Origin of the sequence: Arthrobacter sp. UM1 (assembly GCF_020483305.1) — a bacterium.
In the GTDB taxonomy this organism is placed as follows: Bacteria; Actinomycetota; Actinomycetes; order Actinomycetales; family Micrococcaceae; genus Falsarthrobacter.
In genome coordinates, this window is the sequence record NZ_JACWAB010000005.1 from 1 (window position 1) to 24281 (window position 24281).

Annotated in this window: 22 protein-coding genes; 10 read left to right on the plus strand and 12 right to left on the minus strand. The window is 68.3% G+C overall.

Features of this window, described 5'->3' with window-relative positions; genetic code table 11:
- The 5 genes from H9I38_RS07315 to H9I38_RS07335 form a co-directional block, all read left to right on the plus strand.
- Positions 1-292: NlpC/P60 family protein (locus H9I38_RS07315; RefSeq protein ID WP_226338115.1), on the plus strand; the 292-nt coding region annotated here is incomplete at its 5' end.
- A 654-nt stretch (positions 293-946) separates the two neighbouring features.
- Entirely contained in the window at positions 947-2176 is a 1230-nt protein-coding gene (locus H9I38_RS07320; protein WP_226338116.1) for a hypothetical protein, read from the plus strand.
- A gap of 133 nt (positions 2177-2309) precedes the next feature.
- A complete protein-coding gene (locus H9I38_RS07325; RefSeq protein ID WP_226338117.1) occupies positions 2310-3551 on the plus strand; it encodes an MFS transporter in 1242 nt (413 codons plus the stop codon).
- A 36-nt stretch (positions 3552-3587) separates the two neighbouring features.
- Positions 3588-4694 (plus strand): hypothetical protein, encoded by a 1107-nt coding sequence (locus H9I38_RS07330; RefSeq protein ID WP_226338118.1) that lies wholly within the window; start codon positions 3588-3590, stop codon positions 4692-4694.
- Between the two features lie 526 nt (positions 4695-5220).
- Entirely contained in the window at positions 5221-6633 is a 1413-nt protein-coding gene (locus H9I38_RS07335; RefSeq protein WP_226338119.1) for a hypothetical protein, read from the plus strand.
- Positions 6634-6739: 106 nt separating this feature from the next.
- On the opposite strand, the gene H9I38_RS07340 is transcribed toward H9I38_RS07335, so the two are convergent.
- Positions 6740-7381: a hypothetical protein gene (locus tag H9I38_RS07340; RefSeq protein ID WP_226338120.1), complete on the minus strand. Its 642-nt coding sequence runs from the start codon at positions 7379-7381 to the stop codon at positions 6740-6742.
- A gap of 278 nt (positions 7382-7659) precedes the next feature.
- The gene (locus H9I38_RS07345) at positions 7660-8121 is read right to left on the minus strand and encodes a phage tail protein (protein ID WP_226338121.1); all 462 of its coding nucleotides are present in this window, start codon (positions 8119-8121) and stop codon (positions 7660-7662) included.
- Between the two features lie 254 nt (positions 8122-8375).
- Between H9I38_RS07345 and H9I38_RS07350 the strand changes: the two genes are divergently transcribed.
- Together H9I38_RS07350 and H9I38_RS07355 are read left to right on the plus strand one after the other, a co-directional pair.
- A complete protein-coding gene (locus H9I38_RS07350; protein ID WP_226338122.1) occupies positions 8376-9623 on the plus strand; it encodes an MFS transporter in 1248 nt (415 codons plus the stop codon).
- A gap of 27 nt (positions 9624-9650) precedes the next feature.
- Positions 9651-10799, plus strand: a complete 1149-nt coding sequence (locus tag H9I38_RS07355) for a hypothetical protein (RefSeq protein ID WP_226338123.1) — start codon at positions 9651-9653, stop codon at positions 10797-10799.
- Here H9I38_RS07355 and H9I38_RS07360 read toward each other — a convergent pair.
- Complete coding sequence (locus H9I38_RS07360; RefSeq protein WP_226338124.1) at positions 10796-13438, minus strand: replicative DNA helicase; 2643 nt, start codon at positions 13436-13438, stop codon at positions 10796-10798. The two genes, H9I38_RS07355 and H9I38_RS07360, sit on opposite strands and share 4 nt — an antisense overlap.
- A gap of 658 nt (positions 13439-14096) precedes the next feature.
- On the opposite strand from H9I38_RS07360, the gene H9I38_RS07365 reads away from it, so the two are divergent.
- Both H9I38_RS07365 and H9I38_RS07370 read left to right on the plus strand, forming a co-directional pair.
- The gene (locus H9I38_RS07365) at positions 14097-14510 is read left to right on the plus strand and encodes a VanZ family protein (RefSeq protein WP_226338126.1); all 414 of its coding nucleotides are present in this window, start codon (positions 14097-14099) and stop codon (positions 14508-14510) included.
- Between the two features lie 57 nt (positions 14511-14567).
- Positions 14568-15122: a VanZ family protein gene (locus H9I38_RS07370; protein WP_226338127.1), complete on the plus strand. Its 555-nt coding sequence runs from the start codon at positions 14568-14570 to the stop codon at positions 15120-15122.
- Positions 15123-15278: 156 nt separating this feature from the next.
- Here H9I38_RS07370 and rplI read toward each other — a convergent pair whose 3' ends face one another.
- The 4 genes from rplI to rpsF form a co-directional block, all read right to left on the minus strand.
- Positions 15279-15728, minus strand: a complete 450-nt coding sequence (gene rplI, locus H9I38_RS07375; RefSeq protein ID WP_226338128.1) for a 50S ribosomal protein L9 — start codon at positions 15726-15728, stop codon at positions 15279-15281.
- Between the two features lie 20 nt (positions 15729-15748).
- Positions 15749-15988, minus strand: coding sequence for a 30S ribosomal protein S18 (gene rpsR, locus H9I38_RS07380; RefSeq protein WP_226338129.1), 240 nt, complete (start codon positions 15986-15988; stop codon positions 15749-15751).
- An 87-nt stretch (positions 15989-16075) separates the two neighbouring features.
- A complete protein-coding gene (locus tag H9I38_RS07385; RefSeq protein ID WP_226338130.1) occupies positions 16076-16621 on the minus strand; it encodes a single-stranded DNA-binding protein in 546 nt (181 codons plus the stop codon).
- A 35-nt stretch (positions 16622-16656) separates the two neighbouring features.
- Positions 16657-16962, minus strand: coding sequence for a 30S ribosomal protein S6 (gene rpsF, locus H9I38_RS07390; protein ID WP_226338131.1), 306 nt, complete (start codon positions 16960-16962; stop codon positions 16657-16659).
- A 205-nt stretch (positions 16963-17167) separates the two neighbouring features.
- On the opposite strand from rpsF, the gene ppk2 reads away from it, so the two are divergent.
- Entirely contained in the window at positions 17168-18103 is a 936-nt protein-coding gene (gene ppk2, locus H9I38_RS07395; RefSeq protein ID WP_226338132.1) for a polyphosphate kinase 2, read from the plus strand.
- Between the two features lie 318 nt (positions 18104-18421).
- Here ppk2 and H9I38_RS07400 read toward each other — a convergent pair whose 3' ends face one another.
- From H9I38_RS07400 to H9I38_RS07420, 5 genes are all read right to left on the minus strand, one after another.
- Complete coding sequence (locus H9I38_RS07400) at positions 18422-18643, minus strand: hypothetical protein (protein ID WP_226338133.1); 222 nt, start codon at positions 18641-18643, stop codon at positions 18422-18424.
- A 393-nt stretch (positions 18644-19036) separates the two neighbouring features.
- Entirely contained in the window at positions 19037-20680 is a 1644-nt protein-coding gene (locus tag H9I38_RS07405; RefSeq protein WP_226338134.1) for a collagen-like protein, read from the minus strand.
- A 71-nt stretch (positions 20681-20751) separates the two neighbouring features.
- Positions 20752-22125, minus strand: a complete 1374-nt coding sequence (locus tag H9I38_RS07410; protein WP_226338135.1) for a M18 family aminopeptidase — start codon at positions 22123-22125, stop codon at positions 20752-20754.
- The gene (locus tag H9I38_RS07415; RefSeq protein ID WP_226338136.1) at positions 22122-22853 is read right to left on the minus strand and encodes a response regulator; all 732 of its coding nucleotides are present in this window, start codon (positions 22851-22853) and stop codon (positions 22122-22124) included. Before H9I38_RS07415 ends, H9I38_RS07410 begins: the two co-directional genes overlap by 4 nt.
- Before the next feature lie 73 nt (positions 22854-22926).
- Positions 22927-24276 carry a sensor histidine kinase gene (locus H9I38_RS07420; protein WP_226338137.1) on the minus strand — a complete coding sequence of 450 codons (1350 nt, stop codon included), beginning with the start codon at positions 24274-24276 and terminating at the stop codon, positions 22927-22929.
- Positions 24277-24281: the final 5 nt, after the last annotated feature.

Genomic DNA, 24281 nt, shown 5'->3' on the forward strand with positions numbered 1-24281 from the left:
CTCCGGCTTCACCCGCTGGGTCTACTCCAAGGCCTACGGCCGCGACGTCCTCGGCTCCGGCAGCGCCAAGACCCAGACCTACAAGGGCGCCATCACGAACAACCCGCAGCCGGGCGACCTCGTCTACTTCTCGCACGCCGGCCAGAGCGTCCACGCGGCTTACCACACGGCGATCTACCTCGGAAACGGCCGGATCGCCCAGGAGTTCCACACGGGCACGGTCATGCAGTACAACACCATCACGATGAGCAAGCGCTCCACCGACAAGGTCTACTACATGCACATGCAGTAGCCGGCGTCGGGGCGCCTGGCGCAGGCGGCCGCCGCCCGACAGCCGCCTGCGCCCCGTCCGCCTCACCCCGCCAAGAATGGAGCGATCCGTGCAGTCCCAGCCTCGGGATTGCACGGATCGCTCCATTCTTGTGTGGCCGCCATGGCTGCGGGCAGACGATGGGGCCGCTGCGCTCGGCCTCGGTTGGGACCGCTTTGGATGCGAGGGGAAGAGACTGGTCTCCGCAGGGACTCGGGCTCCGCGAAGCAAGTTTTCATTGACTGTCGTCGGGGCGCTCGCCCCGGTGTCCCCTTGGGCCGGGGAATGACCCCATCTGCGGCAGACAGTCCCCAGCGGCTCCCGAGGTGCCGTTGAACCCCTAGGGGCCCTGTCTTCAACTTGGGTTGAGGAATGAATTGGAGCAAGGACTCACCTCTTGACAGCCCCTTCCCACCGGACTAGCCTCACAGCAACAGACAAGACAAAACACTCGTTAGCAAGAGGCGCGCATGTCCATCACAGCCCCGCTCCCGCCCCTCGCCTGGGCCAAAACCGACTACCCCAACCCGGGCGCGGTTCTGGATTGGGCCCCTCAGCACTCTCTTGAATTTGCTCAGCGGCTGCCGGCGCTCCTTCGCTCCGAGTCCGCCCTCGTCGCAGAGAGGGATTCTCACCATGAGTGACCCCATCGACGTCGTCCTCTTCCGCTATTCACCTCGACCGGTCGAGCTCTGGCACCTGAATGATCTCAACGTGCGCATCCTGACCCTGGAGTCTGGGCGGGATCGGTACTTCACCGAGCCCAAGGTCGATGAGGAAAAGGTCACCTTCCTCGAGGACTTCGAGGTCCACACGCTCTTCCGGACGATCCGCTCAATTCGGGAGGAAGGGCCGATCCGGTCGATCTCCACCCTCGGTGAGGATGACATGGACATCGCGGGCCTGCTCCAGGAATTCTTTGTCTCCGGCCTGTCGGATTTCGCCGTGGGCACCCTGTTCAAGGACAAGCTGCTCATGCGCGCGGCGCTCGAAGGCGTCGTGCCTCAGCCCAGCTTCCGTGGGCTCAGCGAATTCACCGGCACCCGTACCGACCTCATCGACGCCGGTTTCGGGATCATCAAGCCGCGGCGCAGTGCGGGCGCCCAGGGCGTCGCCCGGCTCGAGGACCTGACCGACGAGGAGTTCACCGCCCTGAACCTTCGGGAGCTGCTGGCCGAGAGCTTCGTTGACACCCCTCGCATGGTGACCGGCGATGGCTTCGCAGTGGGCCACGAGATGCAGCGTTTCTGCGTCCACGAGTACGATGCCGGCGTCCTGAGCTCCTTGAAGGAGCGTCGGCACGGTATCGCTCTGGGCACGTCGCGCCTCTACGACGAGTCGGTCGAGACGGTGAAAACCCTGTTCGACCTGTCTTCGCGGGTGATCGAGACCATCGGGAGCAGCACAAGGGTCACTCCGTTCCACTTTGAGTGGTTCGTCCCGGCCGAGGGAGACCCCGTCTTCTGTGAGGTGGGGCTTCGCTTCGGCGGCATGTCCATCCCTCGCATGGTCAGCTATGCCTTCGACTGCCCCCTGATCGAGGAGTACTGGGCTGCGATGTTCTCGGGCCGCAAGGCCGAGCAGCCTCTCGATCGAGACCACCTGGACATGCCAGTCCGACGCGCCATCTGCTACGGCCGCTACCGCCGCAGCGGCACGGTGGTCTCGGCTCCTGCTCGCGAGGACTTCCCGATGGCGCACAACGTATGGATCTGGGTGAAGGCAGGCGACGAAGGCGGTCGCGACGCCTCCGTTGTCAGCGACAACGCCGGCATGGTGGAACTCATCGGTGACAGCCATGAGGATGTCCTCGCGAAGCTGGCGATGGTCGAGGCCATCATGGACGAGAAGCTGGTCGTCGAATGACCGGCTCCCGCCAGATCCGGTTCCCCATCGCGGCCCGAGCCTCCAACGCCACCCTGGCTTGCCGCTTCCGCGACGACGACGTCGGAGTCCGTCATACCGCCGATCACGCCATGCTCCACGGATCACTGCCTGCATGACGACGGCGCTGAGATCTTTTGGGCGTGCTCCCTGGCTGATCGCCGCCATCGCTTTGTCGAAGGCGGGCACGCTGGCATACACGACGGTCATGCTGTGGGCGGTCAACCAGTACGCCGGCGCCGGCGGGGTAGGTCTTGTCAACGCGTTGGGCGGCCTGACGTCGGTGCTCGCCGGGATCTCCGCGACGGTCTGGATCGATCGGTTCGACCGCCGAATGATCCTGCTGGTCCTCGATGGGATCACTGCGGCGTTGACCTTCCTCGCCGTGGGGGTCCTCGTGCTCACGCCATGGAATAACGTGACCGTGATCGCGGCCACGATTGCGATGGTTACTGCGGCGGCCGCCAGTCTCTATTCGCCGGCCAGTCGGTCGTTGGTGCCGGCGCTGGTTCCTCAGAGTTCGTTGGAGCAGTACAACAGCTTCTACACCTCCTTCACAGAGCTGTCGCGCGCGATCGGGCCGGCGCTCGGAACGATTCTGCTGGCAGTGGGAGGCTCTGATGCTTTCGCGCTGAGTCTGCTCGTCAACGGGCTCTCCTTCGCTTTCTCGTTCCTGTTCACCATGAACCTTCCAAGGGTGGAAGGGCACCGCGTCGAGGATCGGCGGCATGACCGGGCCTTCTCTGCGTACGCCTACCTTGCCGGCCAGCCTCATCTGCTCGGCGACCTGGCTGGTGCAATGGGCATCAACTTCGCCCTCTCCAGCCTCACGTATGTACTGCTGGGGCGACTCGCCGAGACGGGCTCACCCGCTTCGATGTTCGGTCTCGCCCACTCGATCGAGGCGATCGGGGTGGTCGTCTCCGCGCTGCTCGCGGCGAGACTGGGGGACTCTCTTCGGCTGATGCGAGCCCCCCAGCTGCTGGTGCCGGTCGCCCTCAGCCTTCTGATCGGGCTGTTGGCCGGCCCCTGGACCGTGACGGCCGCGATCACCGCAGCCGCGATCCTGGTGACGTTCTTCAACATCGTGCTGTTCAGCAGGCTTCAGCGCGAGATTCCTCGGGAGATCATCGGCCGCGTCGTCGCCGTGGTCACAACCAGTTCAGCGGCGCTCATCCCGCTCGGGAACCTCGTGTTCGCCTTCCTCGCCTCCCGGGTGACCAGCAACACGCTCATCCTCATCACCTGCGCTGGGCTGGTCGCGCTGCGGTTCATCGCCGCGCACTTGGGCCGCCGAACCCTCAAGGCAGGATCACCTAGCCTGCAGAATGGGAGCGCAGGGGCGTCGACGTCGTGAAGCGCCTTCAATCGGACATGGTCTGGAGTCTCTATCGTGTCGCGTGATCAAGACAGCTTCAGCTTCATCGAGGGCTGGGCTGAATGCGCGGGGGTCCACTGGGCGCCATCCCCGCCAACCCTGCGGGACGGATGGTTCTTGGGGTCGGCACTGCAGTTGTACGACCTCAAGACGCTCGACGTCCCGAAGGGGATGTGCCGGTTCGTCGACACGATCTGGACCCGGCACATCGATCTCCTGCCGCCTAACCTTTACTGGGAACTCCACAACGAGCTCTTCCACTCCATCTGGACGGGTCCCGCGCCGGCTTTCGCAGCGGTGGCCGAGTTCGTCGCCGGGCTTCGCTCGGCCTTCTCCATCGCCGCCGACGACCTGGTCCTCGTGAGCGAAGACGGTGATCTCTCCCGCATCCTCAATCCGGGGTCCGTCGTGCCTGCAAGCGTGCCGTTCGTCTTGAGCGGCGTGAAGGTGGGTGCCTACGCCAAGTTGTTCGTGCGTCGTCCAGACGGAACGTTTCCCCTGCTGGACCTGGTTGTCTTCGAATTCGGCGGCGGCGTCTGCACCGAGATTCACCTGAACGTGGCGCACGTCCGCGTGGCTGCGGGAGAGATCCCCACCATCTACTCGATGGCCTCCAAGCGGCCCACGATGGTCGCGCTGCGCCTGTCCGAGCAGCAATCCGCCTTGGCACGCAGCTCGCGAACGGTGCGAATCATCGCCTTGGCCGATGCGCTCCGCCACGCATCCGCGGAGGGCGCCCAGTTCTCGGGCACCAGGGCCGGCCACATCTACAAGCGGATGGCCAAGTCGTTGGCGGAGGACCTCATCGTGACTGAGAACGAGGGTGCGCTCGACACGCTTGGGCTTGCTGCTGGGGCGACGGCCTTCGTCGGGCGGGAGATGGACCAGATCCTACGGCTCGATGTGAACAAGCTGCGGTCGATGGCCCCCGAATACCGACGCGAGACTCTCGGGGTCTCCGACGCTCGCCTGGACGTCGCGGCCGGTTCTGCTGCGGATCCTGCGATCCGCCTCCCCGCAGCCAGAGCCCGCTACTTCACCGACCTGCCTCTGCTCGGGGCACGGCCTCGGGATGAGATCGAAGCCAATCTCGCAGAGCTCGTCGCTGCCCGCACGAACTGAGGCAGGGAGTCATGAAGACCTGATGCTGGGCGGCGGCTTGATGGCGCCCGGCGTGGCGAACAGTCTCACCCGACGCCATGACGTCACGGCGCCCAGTCTATTTCTAGAGCCGGATGCCCGGGCGCTCGAGGTGATCCACGTTCTCGACTCAGTGGGAGAAGGTCCTCACGCGGCGGTCATGTCTTGCGTAGCGGGCGGTCCCCGTCGCCGCGAATTCCGGAGTGGTGAACACATGCGGAAGCTGAGCCAGTTGGACGGTGACACAGACACCCGCCTCGCTCAGATCCGTCAGGAGTATGAGCGCCGCATGGACGCTACGTCTGCCGCGCTGGACTTCTCAGCGGTCACTCGTGCGGGTCGGCCTGAACGCGGCTCTTGCACACGTGCGGTAGAGAATGAGGTCTCTCCGCGGTCCACCCCTCCCACAAGGCCAGGTTTCTGCCAAGACAAATCACTACACCGTCCCGGAGATACAGAGTTGGCGAAGTTCTTCGCACATCTGAAGTGAGAGTGAAATTGGAAACGCGTGAATAAGCAAGAAAAACACCTCCCAGGGGTCCCCCGGGAAGCCAAGCTCGTCATCGCCATCGGCCTGCTCGAGGCATTCGCCGCGAACTTCTCCATGATGGCCTCCTTCATCTGGCTCACCACGCGCTTCCTTCCGCAGACCCAGTGGGACCCGGCCACCGCGTCCACCCTGTTTCTGGCGGTGACGGGGCTTTCGATCTTCCTTCTCATGAAACAGGTCGGCTCCCTTGTGGACCGCTTCAAACCGCATGGGCTGTTCCTCTCCGTCCAGGCCGCGAATCTCATCATGCTGCCCTTGATGGCGCTGACCATCGCCCTGGCCGATCCTCAGCGCCCATGGCTCACCCTGGCCGAGCTGTTCGTGTTGGACCTGCTCATCTCCGCCCGCGCCTCCACGTACAACAGCGCCGTGGATGTGCTCATCGCTCACGTCGTCCCCAAGGAGCACCGGGCCGACTACTACTCGCTGGACTTTCGCATCGGCCTCATCGCCGTCTTCCTCGCACCGGCGGCCGCATCCTACGCCGTGGAGCAGTCTGTGTACCTGGGCCTGGGCATCGCCGCCGCAATCACCGGGCTCAGTCTCGCGCTGCTGCTCACCCCGCCGTACCGCGGCCTGGAGGCCCTCTCCTACGGGCGCCGGGTCTCCTGGACGCCGCGCCTGGCTTGGCGAGAACCGCTCACAGCCCTGCGCCGCGTCGTCGCGCTCTTGAGGATCACGCGCGGACGTTCGCCAGATCCATCCACCGCTCCCGCGCCCCCGGCCAAACCCCGCCGGGGCACCCAGCGCAGGGGTCTGCGGTCCCTGAGGTACGTGAAGCACATCGGGATCATCCTCACGCTGATGACCACCGAGGCCTTGGGCAACAGAGCCCGCGAGTCCTTTGACATCTACTTCGTCACGGACACTCTCGGACGGACCGCGGGCGACTTCGGCCTGCTCGCCGTCGCCCTCTCCGTTGGGCTGACGTTCGGGTCTTTCGCCGCCGGATGGACGCGGCGGAAGATCCGCTGGCGGCTCTGGCCGAGCGCCTGCTACATGGGATTCGGGCTGTGCTTTGCCGCGAAAGGGCTGGCCCCGACGTGGGAGCTGGTGCTGCTGACCACCGCCGGGGAAGGGCTCTGCCTGGGCCTGATGTCCGGGATCTTCCAGGCCGCCAAGGTCCAGTTCACGCCACGCGCGCTCCTGGGCAGCACGTCGGCGGCTCTGGGGGCGGTGTTCCAGGGTGTGTCGACGGCGGGGCTGGCCTTGTGGGCCGCGTACGCCTGGGTCGGCTCCCGCCTCGGCGAGGAGTTCATGGGCGAGACGGGGTACAGGACGGCATTCGTCGTCGGCGGCGGACTCATCGCGTTGGCCGGCGCGCTCAGTCCGAGGTTCTACGCGGCGGCGCCGTGGAGGAAGGGGGCCTAGCTTCCCGCCCCTCAGCACACAGAACAGGCCCCGGAGGGACCCTCCGTCCCTCCGGGGCCTGCCCGTTCAGGCGGCTCCCCGCACGAGGCCGCCCGCTTCGGTCCCGCTACCGGATCGACTCGAGCGTGTCCGTCAGCGGGATGCCCTCCTCGGAGTTCTTCCACGCGTCGAGCATCTGCCGCTTCTCTGCGGGAGTCTTGCCCTGGAGCCCGTCGGCGGCCCTCGTGAACGTGGCCATCGCCCGCGTGCCGTCCGCCGTCGTGAAGGTCTGGCCGTCGCCGCTGCCGTCGGTCGCGAAGGCCGTGATCGCGCTCTCGCCCGAGCGGAGGGTCTCCCAGCCGAAGGCCATCCGAGTGCCGGGCACCGCGCTCTTCGGGAGCTCCGCGGTCCGGAAACCGGTCTCGTCCCACGTCACCGGGCGGTGGCCGCCCTCCTGCACGAGCGGCTGGTGCGTGGACACCGTCAGCGAATTGCCGCTCGGGGCCGTCAGGTAGAGCGTGTTCTCGTGCCGCTCCACGGTCCAGAGCCTCGGAACCTCCACGGAGAGGTGGCCGTCCTGCGTGCTGACGCGCGTCGGCTCCTTCATCGGCGCCGAGGGCCCGGAGTCGTGCGCCGCCGGCTGGGCTGCGCTCCCCGTGTCCGCCGGTGCGGTCGGAGCCGCGCCCGCCGTCGGCGCGGCCAGAAGAGCCCCGCCGGCCAGGGCGAGCCCAGCGGCCGTCGTCGTCATGGTCTTCGTGAACTGTCGCATCGTTGAGTCCTCCTGGGAGAATCGCGTGATGGAACGCGGTGAGACTTCCCCGTCACCGGGGCCTTCCGCGCCGCCTCAGCGAACGACGCCGCTCGACGGCGCTCGGGCCGGAAGCCGCTCGGCCGGTGGCCCGATGTTCTCCACGCTAAGAGGATTCACAGGAGATGCCGGTCACAATGCGGTTTCGATTCTGGGGCCGTCTCCCGGCTCGGACCTGCTCCCTCGGCTCGCGGCCGCCCGCAGCCCAGACCGCCCTTCAGCCCACACCGCCCTTCAGCTCAGTACTCGCCCTTGATGACGAAGTACGAGCCGCGGATCTCCCCCGCCAGCTTGGACTTCTGCCGCGCGAACTTGAACGCGGAGAGCTCCTCCGGGACCTCCATGCCCTGCGAGAGCTTGAAGCCGACGGCGCGCTTGCCGCCCTCCTCAAGCGTGTAGAGGACGTTGATGCTGAGGCCCGACTCGTAGAACACGTGCACCCACTTGATGCCGTCCACGTTGTTGAGGCTGATCTCGAGCGGCGTCGAGGCGATCTCCATGTCCCGCTCCTCCTTGAGGATGCGGTTGACCCAGGCGAGGAGCACGGGCTCCTCCTCTGCGGGCGAGACCTCGAACGGCTGCTTGTACTTGGTCCAGAAGTAGCGGGCCTCGTTGGCGCGCAGGCCCGCGAGCGCCTCTGAGACGGGCGAGGACTCGAGGCCCTCGGTGCTCACTTCGGCGAAATCGACTGGCTGGCCCATGGCGGCTCCTTCGGTTGTGTGGCCGCGGTCCCGGGTCTGCCGGGCGACCGCGGCGGGGATGTTCTGGGGCCATCCTCTCAAACGCCCCTGCGGCCCTGTGGTGTCTCTCGGCCCACATTCCGGGCAGCGCACTCCCCCGCCGAGGGCCGCATGTGATGGTCTGGAGGGGATCAGACACTCGGGCCGCCGCGCCTCCCCCGGAGCGCGCCCTCAGCACACGCGGCCCCAACCGGACAGCCGGAAGCGGAGGTGGGATGAAGAAGGACGTCAGGCACTGGCTGGCACCGGCCTACGGCATGTTCGCCGTGGCGTGGGGCGGCAACGAGTTCACGCCGCTGCTCCTCATGTACAAGGCGAACGACGGCCTCTCCCAGGTCGCCGTCAACGTCCTCCTCTTCGCGTACGTCCTCGGCATCGTCCCGGCGCTGCTGCTCGGCGGCCCGCTCTCGGACCGGTACGGCCGGCGCCGGCTCATGATTCCCGCCCCGGTCATCGCGGCGCTCGGCTCGCTCGTGCTCGCCGTGGCCCACGGCAGCGCGGGGGTCCTCTTCGCTGGGCGGGTGCTCTCCGGGATCGCGCTCGGGCTCGTCATGGCCGCGGGCAGCGCGTGGGTCAAGGAGCTCTCGGGGCCGCCCTATGAGGCCGCCCGCTCCGGGGACCAGGCCGTGGGCGCGCGGCGCGGCGCCATGTCCCTGACCGCCGGCTTCGGAGTCGGCGCGGGCGTCGCGGGAGCCCTCGCGGAGTGGGCTCCGCTGCCCGAGGTGCTCGCATTCCTCGTCAACGCGGCCGTCACCCTCCCGGCCGCCGTCCTGCTCCGGCGCACCCCCGAGACGGTGACGCTCAGCTCCTCCCGGCGCCTCGTCGACGACCTCAAGATCCCCGCTGTCGCCCACCGCCGCTTCCTCTTCGTCGTCCTCCCCGTGGCACCGTGGGTGTTCGGCACGGCCGCGTGCGCCTACGCGGTCTTCCCGTCCCTCCTCGCCTCGAAGGTGACCGCCGCGCCCGTCGCCTTCTCCGCACTGCTGTGCCTCGTGGGGCTCGGGTGCGGCTTCGCCATGCAGTCGATGGGCCGCCGGATCGACCGCCCGGGGACCGCCCGCGGCGTCGTCGTCGCCCTGGCCGCCGTGGCGGGAGGGATGGCGCTCGCCGCCGGCGTGGCGCTCGAGCGGAACGTCCTCCTCACGGTCCTCGGCGCGCTCGTGCTCGGCGGCGGGTTCGGCCTCTCGCTCGTGGGCGGGCTGACCGAGATCGAGCGGATCGCCCGGCCCTCGGATCTCGCGGGCCTCACGGCCGTGTACTACAGCGTGACGTACCTCGGCTTCGGCGTGCCGGCCGCGATGGCGGCCCTCGCCCAGGCCGCCGGGATCCGCTACTCCGCCATGTTCCTCGCGGGGGCGGTCTTCGCGCTCCTCTGCCTCGCGGTGGTCCTTCTGCACGACCGCCGCTCCCGGATCACGACGACGGCGGACGGCCCTGCCGGAACCCCTGTCCGGCGGCGGTGAGCGCCTCGCACGGTTAGGCTTCCTTCCATGGCGCATCTCGGCGAACCGGCCTCCGACTTCCCCACCCCGGGCGAGCTCCGCCTGACCCGGGAGTTCGATCCCCGGCAGACGCCGATCCTCCAAGGGATAACTCCGCGCATCGCTCTGAAGCTCACAGTTTTCCTGATCTCCGAGGCCTTCGGGAAATACCTCCCAGGGATCTGGCGAGGCACACGGATCAGCACGAAAGCGCTCATCGCGGTCACATCCGTCTTCGTCCTCCTCTCCGTGCCGGTGGCCTTCGGCACGAAGAGCTGGATTCCCCTGCTCATCGCCCTCGTCCTCTTCCCGGCGCTCCGGGCGGCCCTCGCAGTCTTGACGGCCACGGCGCTGCTGCTCGCGGGCCTGGTGCCCCTCGTCCAGTGGCAGTGGAAGCCGCGCGCACTGACGCTCCCGCCCGGAACCGTGAGGATGGACGTCTATGACCGGGCTCTTGTCCTCTCACAGAAGGGCACCCGGTGCCTGTGGAGCGGCGTCACCCGTGTCCGCAGAGGATCGCGGGACCGAACGCTTCTGAAGATCAGGGACGAAGTCCCTCTCCTCTTTCCCGCCTCCCTTCTGGCCGTCACGGACATCGAGCATCTCGAGGGAGGGCCCGCCCCCGTCCTCTGGCCCTCCGATGGCGGCCCTGAGGCACTGAAGACTCCGGCATGGGGGCAAGCACAGGCCGAAAGCATGCCGGACGATGAGATCGGGCGGCTCCTTGCGGAAAGCCTCGGACGCTCCTTCGAAGGACCATCGCCGAAGAGATGGGCCAGAGAACCCTCGGCTGCACGCTACGATCCCGCGCGATCAGTGCTGTGCGGCATTCGGGACAGGACCCGGATCGACATCGAACGCGGCACCACGCTCCTCGGCCGGAGAAGCGTCGTCCGCATCAGCTCCCCGCATTCCGACATGAACTGGATGCTCAACGTGGGCGAGTTCGTCCCGGAGGACCTGCGCCGCCTCGCCCGCGACCTCGGGCCGCACCGCTGCAATCTGGACATCGAGCTGGAGGGCGAGCGGTTCGTGTTCGGCGACAACCTCCCCAGCTTGCCGCCGTACTCGGACTACGAGGGAGGCAGGCCTCCGAGTCCGGCCCGCACGCATCTGGACGCGATGCGAGATCTGCGCGCCCGCCGCTGGAAGTTCTAGAACCCTCCGCTGTCCACGGCCGGGGACATGTTGTTGAACCGGGAGTAGTGGCCCTGGAACGCCACCGTGATGGTCTTCGTGGGGCCGTTCCGGTGCTTGGCCACGATCACGTCCGCCTCGCCGGCCCGCGGAGACTCCTTGTCATAGATGTCCTCGCGGTGGAGCAGGATGACCATGTCCGCATCCTGCTCGATGGAGTTGTGGACGGTGATGCCGTTGGCCACGAAGTTGTGGTGGCCGAGCACGGTGGCGTCGAACACCTCTTCCTCCCCCTCGTACTCGATGGAGGCCACGGAGTCCCAGAGGAGGTCATTCACGGCGAGCATCTCGAGCTCGGCGGATTCGAGCACCGTGGCGATCTTCGCCATCCGCTGCCGGGACGGAGCCCGCTTGAAGAGCGCGCTTTCGCAGTACTGCGTTCCCAGAGAGGCCTGAAACTGCCGATGGGTGACCTTCCGCTCCTGCAGGATCTCCTTGACGTCCTGCCAGACGTCCACGGGCACGGTGTCCACGTTCGTGTTGGAGACCACCGATTCGAGCGCGTCCAGCAGGCGCTGGCACTGCTCCCCACGCATGCCGTGCACGCCGATCTCGCGCAGGAAGCGCAGCTGCTCATCCCGTCCGGAGACGTCCAGGGTGTAGCCGGCGCGGTACTCGCCCTTGGGGCTCGCGGTCCGCAGCCTGGTGCTGATGCCGAACCGCAGCAGCAGAAGGGAGAGCCCTTCGAGCATCTGCTTGGAGGTGGAGCCGAAGTACACGCGGCCCGCCCGACCGTTTCGGCTGACCGTCACGGAGCCGTCCGTGGCCCAGATGTGCCGGAGGAACAGGGCGATCTGCGCCTTGGGGAGGGCGAAGACCTCGTCAGGGATGAACTTCTCCCAGGAGCGGAGCCCGTACAGCCCCAGCCCGTCCAGCCACTCGGCGATCGGATTGCGCCGCCCGCGGGCAAGTCTCTCCGGCGCAGGAAGCCGCAGAGTGATGCGCCGCGCGGCGGGATGCTCGTCACGGATTGCGGTGATTCCGAAGTGACGGGCAGCGTCAGTCACCGCCTTGACGTTGAGCTCGTCCTGGGTGGCGTAGCGGATCGGCTGCCGTCTCACGTCGGACCCGTCTCCGAGCATGTGGGCGAGCAGGATGACCTCGGCGTCGTTCCAGCACGCCCGCCGAGACGGTCCGTTGACGTGACGCGGCACCCCGAGGCGATCCCCTGCAGAGAGCTCCCCGAGAGGCGTCCATCCGCCGTACGTGTAGAAGGGGTGATTGGCTGTGGCCCGGATGGACTTGCCGGAGGCCAGCGTCAGTCTGTAGACCGGCTTCACTCCGGTGGAGAAGACGTGAGTGAGGTGGCGCTCCACGAAGCGCCCGTCCTCGCCGAGGGACCACACGGGCACGTCCTCGGCTCCGCTCGCGAAGAGTTCGCCCATCGTCGTCTCCGCGCCGGTGTCCGCCCGCAGCACCCTCGCATCCGCCGTGAGGCAGCCCGACTCGCGGAGGTCGCTCACCATCGGCTTCTTGTCCGTGCGCTGCTCCGAGCCGCGGTTCAGCTGCGAGAGCGCGATGAGCGGGACGTCCAGCTCCTTGGCCAGCAGCTTGAGCGAGCGGGAAAACTCCGAGACCTCCTGCTGACGGGACTCCACGCGCTTGCCGGAGCTCATGAGCTGGAGGTAGTCCAGCACGATCAGCTTGAGGTCGTGCTTCTGCTTCAGCCGGCGGCACTTGGCGCGGATCTCCATGAGGGACATGTTCGGGGAGTCGTCCACATACAGCGGCGCCCGGTCCAGCTCGCCCATGGTCTGCGCGATCTTGGACCATCCGTCCTGGTCCACCGTGCCCTTGCGGAGGTCCTGCAGCGGAATCGAGGCCTCGGCGGAGAGCAGGCGCATCGCGATCTCGTTGCGCCCCATCTCGAGTGAGAAGAAGACCGTGGTCATGTTGTGCTTGATCGCCGCCGAGCGCGCGAAGTCCAGCGCGAACGTGGACTTGCCCACCGCCGGGCGGGCCGCGATGACGATCATCTGGCCGCCGTGGAGGCCGTGCGTCAGCTCGTCGAAGTCGTAGAACCCCGTGGGCACGCCCGAGACCTCTTCACCGCGCGAGCCGGCCGCCTCGATCTCGTCCACGGCGCCCTCCATGAACTCGCTGAGGCGCACATAGTCCTCCGAGGAGCGGCGCTCCGCCACCTGGTAGACCTCCGCCTGGGCGCGGTTGACGATCTCCTCGACCTCGCCGTCCGTGCTGTAGCCCATCTGCACGATCCGCGTGCCCGCCTCCGCGAGCTTCCTCAGCACGGAGCGCTCCCGCACGATCTCCGCGTAGAAGTTGGCGTTCGCCGCCGTGGGCACGGACTGGATCAGCTGGTGCAGGTACGGCGCACCTCCCACCTTGGACAGCTCCCCCATCTTCTGGAGCTGGTCCGCCACGGTGACCGCGTCCGCGGGCATCCCGTGGCCGTAGAGGTCGATGATCGCGTCGAAGATCGCCTCGTGCTTCGGCAGGTAGAAGTCATTGCCGCGCAGCGTCTCCACCACGTCCGCGATGGCGTCCTGGGAGAGCAGCATGCCGCCGAGCACGGACTCCTCGGCATGGATGTCCTGCGGCGGCGTGCGCACCGCCTGGCTGCCGCCCTCGTACTCTGCCATGGTCTCCTCCGCCTGCTCGCTGACTGCTCGCTCCCCTGCCGTGTGAGCCTTCTGACAGCTCAGCCGCCCGCCGGTTCGGCCGTCTTCCGGACGGCCTTCCGCCGGCGCTTCTCCGGGGTGCCCATCCAGTCTAGGGGTCGCTCCCGCCCTCCGCTTTGGGCCCCTGCACTGCCGACGACGACGGCGCCCGTGCGTCCGCCCAACCCGGTGCGCACAGCAGACAGCCCCGCTTGTCCACGGAGTTATCCACAATCGCCGCCGGGCGTGTGTGAACAACGCGGCGTGTCGTGTGCACAACGATGGTCACTGCGTGTGGACAACATGATCACTTCACACCTCTCCCCCGAAATCATGCGGATGCACGCGCACGCCCACTGTGGACAACGCACGAGTTACCCACAGTTCGCTCTCGCCGCCGCTCGGTTGACAGCCGCTCTGTTCACCCACTACCCACCCGTAATTCACTCTGCTACAGAGTTATCCACAGGCCCTGTCCACAACTCTTCCCTTCGGCGGGGACAGCGGCTCCGAAGGAGGTCCTCCGAGCTCTGCGAGCGCGAAGGCCGGGGAGACAAACACCTTGTGGGTTGCGCCACGGCCGACGTCGTCGTCGCCCTCCCGAACGCCGCTCCCGAGATGAGCTCCATAAGATGGATGGATGCGCCACCCCGTCCTCTTCCGCTCTCCCGTCCGGATCGCCTTCCTCCTCCTGGCGGCCTGGGCCACGGTGCAGCAGGGGATCTCCCTGTACGGGCCGCCGAGCGACACCTCGGGTGTTCCTGAGATTCCCGGCATTCCGCTGGACAAGGCGGGGCACGTGGCCCTCTTCCTCATCCCCGTCTTCCTCTTCCGGTGCGCCGGCATCGGCTGGCGCCCCCTCGCGGCGGCCTTCGCCGTGCACGCCGTGGTCTCGGAGTTCGTTCAGGGCCTGTTCCTCCCCGATCGCAGCGGGGATCCGCTTGACGCCGTCGCGGACGCCGTCGGCATCACCGCAGCCCTGCTGGCGGCCGTTCGGCTCCCTTCGGTGTGGCCGGCGCCGAGGCGCCGAGCGGACAAACCGACCTCGCACTGAGCGTCCGTTCAGGAAGCAGTGAGATCCGACTGATCTCCTGTCCATATCGTGGGAGACATGACGCTCCGTGACGACTCCGCCAGCGCCAGCATGCCCGCCGACCTCCAGAACGCACCCTCCACAGCTCCCGCACCGGCCGCCAGCTCCGCCGCCGATCCCTCCGCGACTCCCTCAGACTCCGCTCCCCGCCGCCGCCTCCGTCTTCCCTTCGCCCTCCTCGGCGTCGCCTCCCTCGCCGGCCAGGCGTACGGTCTCTTCGGCGTCGAGAGCGTTCCCGATTCCGTGGGCCGCCTCAACGCGGACAAGCTCGCCCACGCCGTCCTCTTCGCCCTGCCCGTGGCCCTGTTCATCCTCGCGGGGGTCCGGCGCAGCGTGACCGTGGCCCTCGCCCTGGTCTTCGCCGTCGCCTCGGAGTTCATCCAGGGCGTCTTCCTTCCGCACCGCAGCGGGGACCCGTGGGACGTCGTCGCGGACACCGCGGGCGTGGCGCTGGCCCTCCTCGTGACGGCGCTCCCCGCTCTCGTCACGCAGCTCTCGCGGTGGGCCTCCCGGCAGAATATGCGCGAAAGCTCCGCGCCCCGGGCCGCCCTCGAGCCCTGCACGGCCCGCTGACCGAGTCAGCGGACCGCGTCGGCTCCGAGCCGCGCTCCGCGCCCGCTCCGCCGTCCTGCCCCACCGTCCTTCCCCCGGACGCGAAGAGGCCCCCTCCCGCCGAAGCGGGAGGGGGCCTCTTCTGCTCACCCGGCCTGCGCGGCCGGATGCCTCGCCTTACTTGGAGGCGATGACGTTGAGCTTGATCGTCGCGGAGACGTCCTCGTGGAGGCGGACGCTCGCCTGGTGGGCGCCGAGCGACTTCACATCGCCGAGCTCCACCTTGCGCTTGTCCAGCGTGCCGAGACCGGCGGCCTCGACAGCCTCGACGACGTCGGCCGGCTTGACCTTGCCGAACAGGCGGCCGGACTCGCCCGCCTTGACGGAGATGTTGACCGGAGCCTGCTGCAGCTTCTCAGCGAGAGCCTGGGCCTCCTCGAGGGAGGCGACGGCGCGGGCCTCACGGGCTGCGCGGATCGACTCGACCTGCTTCTCGCCGCCCTTGGTCCAGATCAGGGCGTAGCCGCGCGGGAGAAGGTAGTTACGGGCGTAACCGTTCTTCACCTCGACGACATCGCCCGGAGTGCCGAGACCGGTCACTTCGTGGGTCAGAATGAGCTTTGCCATTGGTGTTCTCTCCCTTTCCCTTAGCCGCGGCCCGCACCGGAGTACGGAAGAAGCGCGACCTCGCGGGCGTTCTTGATCGCCGCAGCGATCTTCCGCTGCTCCTGGACGGACACGCCCGTGACGCGGCGTGCACGGATCTTTCCGCGCTCGGAGATGAACTTGCGCAGCAGCGCGACGTCCTTGTAGTCGATGACGGTGACGTCAGCGGCCTTCAAGGGGTTGGACTTTGGTTTGGGCTTACGGAGTTCAGCCTTAGCCATCGTGGTGCTCCTCAATCTGGTTGGAGCCCGTGGATCTGTGTCCACGGGATGGTGGAACGGGGCCTCGAGTGCCCCGGGTGGGTGTGTTTAGAAGGGAGGCTCGGAGACGTCCGGGCCGTTGCCCCAGCCGCCGGAGTTCCCGCCGGGCGTGGCCCACGGGTCGCTCTGCGGCTGCTGCTGGCCGCCGCCCCATCCTCCGCCGGAGTTGCCTCCGCCGAAGCCGCCGCCCTGCTGGCCTCCGCCTCCGAAGCCGCCACCGCCGCCGCCGCGCTGAGTGCGCTTGACGGACGCGGTCGCGTACCGGAGCGAGGGGCCGATCTCGTCGACATCGAGTTCCATCGACGTGCGGCGCTCGCCTTCCTTGGTCTCGTAGGAGCGGCTCCGGAGACGGCCCTGCGCGATGACGCGGGTTCCCTTGGTCAGGGACTCTGCGACGTTCTCGGCAGCGTCGCGCCACACCGACGCGCGGAGGAACAGGGTCTCCCCGTCCTTCCACTCATTGGTCTGGCGGTCGAACGTCCGGGGCGTCGAGGCGATCGTGAAGTTCGCGACGGCGGAGCCGGACGGGGTGAATCGGAGTTCCGGATCGGCGGTCAGGTTGCCGATGACGGTGATGACGGTTTCGCCTGCCATGGTCTGCTCCTACTGAGTGGTGGTCAGAAGACGTCCTACTTGGAGGAGATCTTCTGGTCCTCCGGGCGGATGATCTTGGTGCGCATGATCATCTCAGAGAGCGAGAGCTGACGGTCAAGCTCCTTCGCCTCCGCCGGCTCGGCGGTGAAGTTGACGACCACGTAGATGGCCTCGTTCTTCTTCTGGATGTCGTAGGCCAGGCGACGACGGCCCCACACGTCGATCTTCTCGACAGTGCCGTTGGCCTTCGTGACGACGTTGAGGAACTTCTCCATCGTCGGCTGGACAGTGCGCTCGTCGACCTCGGGGTCGATCAAGGCCATAAGCTCGTATGCACGCATGTGAACCCACCTCCTTCGGGCTAAGCGGCCGCGGTCTCTCCGCGACAGGAGGTTCATGGTGTGCTGGCGCGACCGCCTCGGGGCCATGGGGCCTCAAGGCATGCGGACACGCCGGTCGTCCAGTCTATCAGCTGTCAGACGTTCACGGCTCGTTCACGCGGCCCGCCTAGGATTGGAGGAGACGCAGAGAAGCGAGGGGTGCACCATGAAGGACAAGGACCTGACCGCCGGCAGCCTGTCTGTGAACTCGAAGAAGGAGAACCTGCGCGAGTTCATCGACAAGCTCTTCAACGAGGGCTACTCCGTCCGCGAGGGCCACACCAACGACCCCGACCTCATCGACCCGATGGGCCGCGCCGTCGAGACCTGGCAGGAGGGCTACCCCTACGACGAGCGCCTCAGCCGGGACGAGTACGAGCTGGAGAAGTACTACCTCCAGATCGAGCTCCTCAAGTTCCAGTACTGGGTGGAGGACACCGGCCAGAAGCACATCATCGTCTTCGAGGGGCGCGACGCCGCGGGCAAGGGCGGCACCATCAAGCGCTTCACCGAGCACATGAACCCGCGCACCTCCCGCGTCGTCGCCCTCAGCAAGCCGAGCGACCGCGAACAGGGCCAGTGGTACTTCCAGCGGTACATCGACCACTTCCCCACCTCGGGCGAGATGGTCCTCTTCGACCGCTCCTGGTACAACCGCGCCGGCGTCGAGCGCGTCATGGGCTTCTGCTCCGACGACGAGTACGAGCGCTTCATGAACCAGGTCCCGAGCTTCGAGAAGATGCTCGTCGAGTCCGGCATCCACCTGACCAAGTTCTGGTTCTCCGTGACGCAGAAGGAGCAGCGCACGCGCTTCGCGATCCGCCAGCTGGACCCGGTGCGCCAGTGGAAGCTCTCTCCCATGGACCTCGAGTCCCTCGACCGCTGGGACGCCTACGGCGAGGCCAAGGAGGAGATGTTCAAGCGGACGGACACCGACTGGGCGCCGTGGACCACGGTCAAGTCCAATGACAAGAAGCGCGGCCGCCTCAACGCCATGCGCTTCTTCCTCAACCAGTTCGACTACCCGGGCAAGGACGAGAAGGTCGTCTACCCCGCGGATCCGCTCATCGTGCAGCGCGGCCGGGAGGCCGTCGGCGACTGACGCGGCGCCCGCCGCCGTCGCCGTCGTCCCCGCTTCCGCGCACCGCCGGGCCCACTCGCACCCCCGTCGCCGTGGTCCCTGCCGGGTCGTTCGCACCCGGTTCCGAGCGCTCCGTCCCAGGCTCCAGCCCGTTCGCACCCGGTTCCGCACACCGCAGCGAACCGCACCCGATTCTGCTCAAAATCCTGCTCGAAAACGGGTGTATTCACCCAAAACCGGGTGCGATGGCGAAAACGGGTGTCTCAGCCGCCGCCCGGATCCACTCCACCCCGAGTCCGGGCGCGCCAGCAGCGGTCAGGAGCCCAGCCGCCGCCCGGCTCAGCGCTCCGTCATCGTGCCGGGCTCGCCCATCTGACGGCCGCGGCTCTCCTCGTCCTCCGGGACGTCGCCGGGCTGGCCGAGCTGCGGGTCCGACGTCGCCGGCTGCCCCATGCTCCCCGGCTCGCCGAACTGGCCCTTGCCGAGCCCCATGCCCATGCCGCTGCCGTGGGTGCCGCGGCCCTCGTCGTCGAGCGATGCGTGCTTCGGATCCTCTGCCATGACTCCTCCTGTGACGGTCTGCCGATGACGGCCTGCCTGTCACGGTCCGGCCGCGCGGCCTCAACGCCGCACCGTCAGGCTAGACCACCCGGCATCCCGTGGCCAGACTCTCCTCCGGGGAACGACGACGACGGCGCCGTCGGCCACTCCGCAATGAGGGACGGAGCCTCGCGCTGCTCAGGGGAAGGGACGCGAGCTGCGCCAGGGGGTTTGCTCGGGGCTGTCCTCGGGAGTGGCGGGACCGCGAACCGTGCCCCACCCCCTTGAATGGGAAAGCGGCCGGGCAGCCCCCGCAGGGACCGCCCGGCCGCTTCACCGTGAAGACGTGCTGGCCGGAGAGCGCCGAGACCGAGAGGACTCAGCGCTTCACTGGCTCCGAAGAGCCGCGCCGGATCAGTAGATCTTCGCCTCCTTGACGCTGCCGTCCGCGGCGAGGACCACCGAGGCGATGACGCTGAGATCCTCGTCGTCGCTCGTGGGCTGGCCGTCGAGCTTGGCGTCGTAGTGGATCGAGCCGTCCTTCGTCGTGTCAACGCTGTAGCTGTTCGGCGTCGTGTCGTTCTTGATGGACAGCTGCGGCATCTTGCCGATGCTCACCTTGAGGTCCGTCAGCTTGCCCTCCGTGGAGTAGGCGTTGAACTTGCCGGAGCCGCAGGTCTTGGTGTCCTTGTCGGCGGCGCACTTCTTGAGCATGCCCTCGATCGTGGACTGGACCTTGGAACGGGCCTTCTCGCTGGACTTCACGGTGATGTCGCTCGTCTGCGAGTTGCCCTCGTCCGTGCCGTCGACCCACACGGTCTTCGTCACCTTGTTGGAGGTGAAGTACTCGTTGCTCACGCTGGAGAACTCGTAGTCGCCCGGAAGCAGATCGGAGACCGACGACGACGAGGAGGACTTGAGCGTGGTGCCGTTCATGATGAGCGGGAAGCCCTCCGGGCTGCCGTCGATGTTCGGGGCCGTCATGTAGGCCGACTTCGGAGAGACCTTCCACTCTCCGCCGACCTTGCGGACCGTGTACTCGGCGTCGAGGTCCTTGTTCTTCTGCTTGACCTTGCCGGTGACCTTGACGTAGTCGTCGCTGATCTTGTCCACCGAGGACTTCTCAAAGCTCTGCGGACGGTTCTTGGCCTGCGAGTAGACCTTGTCCGAGTACTGCGGCGCAGCCTTGTCGAAGCCCGACATCGAGGACGTGTCCATCTTGCTGATGGCGTCCTGGGCCTTGCCGTCCTTGAGGGCGTTGATGTAGTCGTTGACCGCGTTCTCGGCCTCGCCCTCGGGGCCGCTCGCCGCGGAGCCTCCGCCCTTGCCTCCCTTGATGGCCATCGGGATGAAGATGAGGAGGAGGATGAGCGCGAGGATGCCGGCGCCGATGCCGATCCACAGGCCCGTCTTCTTCTTTCCGCCCTGCTGCCCGTTCATGCCCGTGGCGCCGAACGCGCCCGGCTGACCGGGGCGGCCCTGGCCGAACTGGCCGTTCTGCGGCTGGCCGGGCTGGCCCGGACGGCCCTGCTGCCCTGCCCCGAAGGCGCCGGCCTGACCTGGCTGGCCCGGGCGGCCGTTCTGCTGACCGGGGAAACCCTGCCCCGGCTGGCCGTGGCCCTGCTGACCGGGCTGGCCCGGGCGGCCCTGGCCGAACTGGCCGTTCTGCTGACCCGGGAAGCCCTGGCCCTGCTGCGGCTGACCCTGACCCGGCTGACCCGGGCGGCCGTTCTGCTGTCCGAACTGGCCCGGCTGGCCCGGCTGCTGGCCCTGGCCCGCGCCCGGCTGCCCGGGACGCGCGTTCTGGCCCGGCTGGCCGTACTGGCCCCAGCCGCCCTGCGGCTGGCCCTGCTGCGGCTGACCCGGGCGGCCGTTCTGCTGACCGGGGAAGCCCTGACCCTGACCCGGCTGGCCGGAACCCGGCTGACCCTGACCCGGCCCCTGCTGGCCGAACTGGCCCGGCTTGTTCTGGCCCTCGCCCGGAACGCCCTGCTGGCCGTTCGGCGGGGTCACACCGTCACCGTTGTCTCCGCTGCCCGGAAAATCCTTGTGTGCCATCCTCATTCCCCCTGCCCCGCCACTGGTGTGGCCGATCTCTCACACGGTACTCAGACGACACTTAGGTTAGCTCAGGAAAGTGGCCGCCTGAAAAACTCTTTCACCATGTGAAGCAATTGCCAGAGGTCGTCCACAGCGGCCATTTCCCGAGCCGAGTGCATGGACAGCAGGGGAACGCCGACGTCCACGGTGCGAATGCCGAGCCGCGTCGCCGTGATCGGACCGATCGTGCTGCCGCACGGAATCGTGTTGTTGGAGACGAACTCCTGGTACGAGACACCGGCCTTCTGCGCCAGGTCCGCCACCTTCGCCGCGCCCTGCGCGTCCGTCGCGTAGCGCTGGTCCGCGTTGATCTTGAGGAGCGGCCCTCGCCCGAGCAGGGGCCGCACCGCCGGATCGTGGTGTCCGGGGTAGTTCGGGTGCACCGCGTGGCCCGCGTCCGAGGACAGGTGCCACGAGCGCGCCGTCGCCCGCGAGAACTCGGGCCCGCGCTCGCCGATGATCCGCACCAGAACGTCTTCGAGGAACGGACCGCCCGCGCCGGAGCGCGTCGAGGAGCCCACCTCCTCGTGGTCGAACGCCGCGAGCATCGGCACCCGGCCGACCCGCGCTCCTCCCCGGGAGCCCTCCTCCGCGGCGGCCGCAAGCGCGACGACGCCCGCGTGCACGCTTGAGAGGTTGTCCAGCCGGCCGGAGGCGAGCAGCTCCTCGGAGACGCCGAAGAGACGCGGACGCTGTCCGTCCGCGAAGGTCAGGTCATAGCCGCCCACCTCGGCGGGGTCCACGTCCGCGCGCTCGGCGAGCAGTCCGAGCAGGTCGGCGTCGTCGGCCGCCCCGAGGCCCCAGACCGGCTGGGTGTGCTGCTGCCGGTCCAGCCTGACGCCCTCGGCGTTGACGCCGCGGTCGAGGTGGATGGCGAGCTGGGGGATGCGGAAGAGCGGCTCGGTGGCCACGAGGTGCTCGCTGCCGTCGCGGAGCACGAGCCGCCCGGCGAGGCGCAGCTCGCGGTCCAGCCACGAGTTGAGCAGCGGCCCGCCGTAGACCTCCACGGCGGCCTGGAGGACGTTGGCGGAGCCGGTCGTGGACTGCGGCTTGAGCTTGAACCCGGGGGAATCGGTGTGGGCGCCGAGGATGTCGAACGCCTCGGCCCCGCCCTCCGGCTGGATCCACGCGATGAGGGCCCCGTCCCGGACCACGAGCTTCGGGCCAGGCGTCAGCTCCCAGGCGTCCTCCTCGCGCAGCCGCTCGAAGCCGGCGGCCTCGAGTCGCTCGGCCGCCGCGGCGGCCGCATGGAAGCTGGACGGCGAGTCCGCCGCGAAGTCCCCGAGGTCCAGCGCATGCCGCTGCTCGGGACTGAGACCCTCGGAGGTGAGATCGCGGCTCGGGCCACCAGACTGGCCGCTGCTCCGCTTCTGTGAAAGACCGGCTTCAGAACTCTGGCTCATGGCTCCATCCTAGGCTCGCCCTGTCCGGGCGTCACGAGGCCGTGCTCGTAGGCGAAGATGACGGCGTGCACCCGGTCCCGCAGCCCCAGCTTGGAGAGCACGCGTCCCACGTGCGTCTTCACGGTGGCCTCGGACACGAACAGCTGCCTCGCGATCTCGGCGTTCGAGCATCCGGAGGCGATCGCCTGGAGCACCTCCGCCTCCCGCCGGGTCAGGTCCTCGAGCAGCGCCGGGTCCCGCTCCGGCGCGGCGCCCGCGTCCCCCGGCTTCCGCACGAACTCCTCGAGCAGGCGCGCGGTGACCCGGGGCGCGACGACGGACTCCCCGCCCGCCACCACCCGGACCGCCCGGACGAGCTCCTCGGGGTCCACGTCTTTGAGGAGGAACGCGGACGCGCCCGCCTGGAGGCCCTCGAAGGCGTACTCGTCCAGGTCGAAGGTCGTGAGGATGATGACGTGCACGCCCGGCAGGTCCTCGCAGATCCGCCGCGTGGCCTCGATCCCGTCCATGGCCGGCATGCGGACGTCCATGAGCACGACGTCCGGCCGCAGCTGGGCCGCCATGGCCACGCCCTCGACGCCGTCGGACGCCTCGCCGACCACCTCCATCTCGTCCTCGCCCTCGAGGATGAGCCGGAAGCCGTAGCGCAGCAGGGGTTGGTCGTCCACGAGCATCACCCGCGTGGGCGCACCGCTCGCCTTCGCCTCGGGTGCGGTCTGCTCTTCCATGCCGGGTTTCCCTTCTGCTCGTCTCGCCGTCGTCGTCCCCGGACGCCCCGCCGGGTGTCCGCGCGGACGCGGCTCAGGCCTTCCTGCCGCCGCGGGACGCATCCACAGGCAGGACGGCTTCCACGAGCCATCCGCCCTGCGGGCACGGGCCCGCCGTGAGCGTGCCGCCGAACGCCTCGGCGCGCGTGACCAGGCCCTGGAGCCCGTTGCCGGTGCCGGGGATGGCCGCACCGGGCGCGTGGGGCGGACTCGCAGCGCCGGAGACTGCGGGGCGCCGCCGCCCCGATGCCGTCTCCTGCCCGCTCAGACCATTGTCCCGGACGGAGACCCGAACCTCCCGCAGGTCCGCGGAGATGAGCACCTCCACCGAGCTCGCGCTGCGCGCGTACCGCAGCACGTTGGTCAAGGACTCCTGCACGATCCGGTAGACCGTCTGCGCCATCGCGGGATCGGAGGGAAGCCGCCGGCCCTCCTCCGTGAGGACCACCGGAACGCCGGCGCGCCTGAACCCCTCGACAAGCTCTCGGACGGCCTCCTTCGCCGCGAGCGGCGAGCGCGGAGCCTCCTCCTCGCCGCTCGACTTCAGGATGCCGAGCACGCGGCGCATGTCCGCGAGCGCCGCACGCCCCGTCGTCGAGACCTCGGACATGACCTCGGAGCCGCGCTCGGGGTTCTTGCGGTTGACCACCCTGGCCCCGTCCGCGAGCGCGATCATGACGGTGAGGGAGTGCGCGACGACGTCGTGCATCTCCCGCGCGATCCGGGCCCTCTCCTCAAGCTGGGCCCGTGCGTTGTGGGCCTCCGCCCAGGCTTCGAGGTCCAGCTGGTGGAGGCGGTCACGGCGGACGGAGAGGCCCAGGATGATGCAGATGACGTAGACCGCCACGGTGAGGATGGCCGTCACGATCATGAGGGAGGGAAAGTCTCGCGGCAGCGAGCGCCCCGGGAGCATGACCAGGCCCGAGCCCAGCACAAGCGTGACGGCCACCGCGCCGAGAGTCCACGTGGTCCGGGGCCGCTTCCACTTGGCCACGGAGTACATGGCCACGAGCCCCGAGAAGGTGCCGGTCAGGTTCTCGCCGGGGCTCAGGAACTCGGTGTAGAGGACCAGCGAGCAGTCGATGGCGAGGATCGTGACGAAGATCCCGAGCGGAAACCGGTTCCGCCAGACGATGAGGAGGATCTGGAACGCCTCGAGCCCGAGGACGAGCAGCCACGGCCAGCCGCGCGGCTGGGTGGCGCTGACGTAGTCGAGGAAGGCGAAAAGGCCGCTCTGGAGGATGAGGAGGCCGAGCAGCACCGCGGTCCGGGCCGCGGGCCGCTCGACGAAGAACCGGGCAACGGGATTGCGCCGCCGGTTGATGAGCTCGCGCAGGGGGGTCTCCGGAGAGACCCCCCTGCGCGGCTCGGGAGTGCGGGACATCCCGT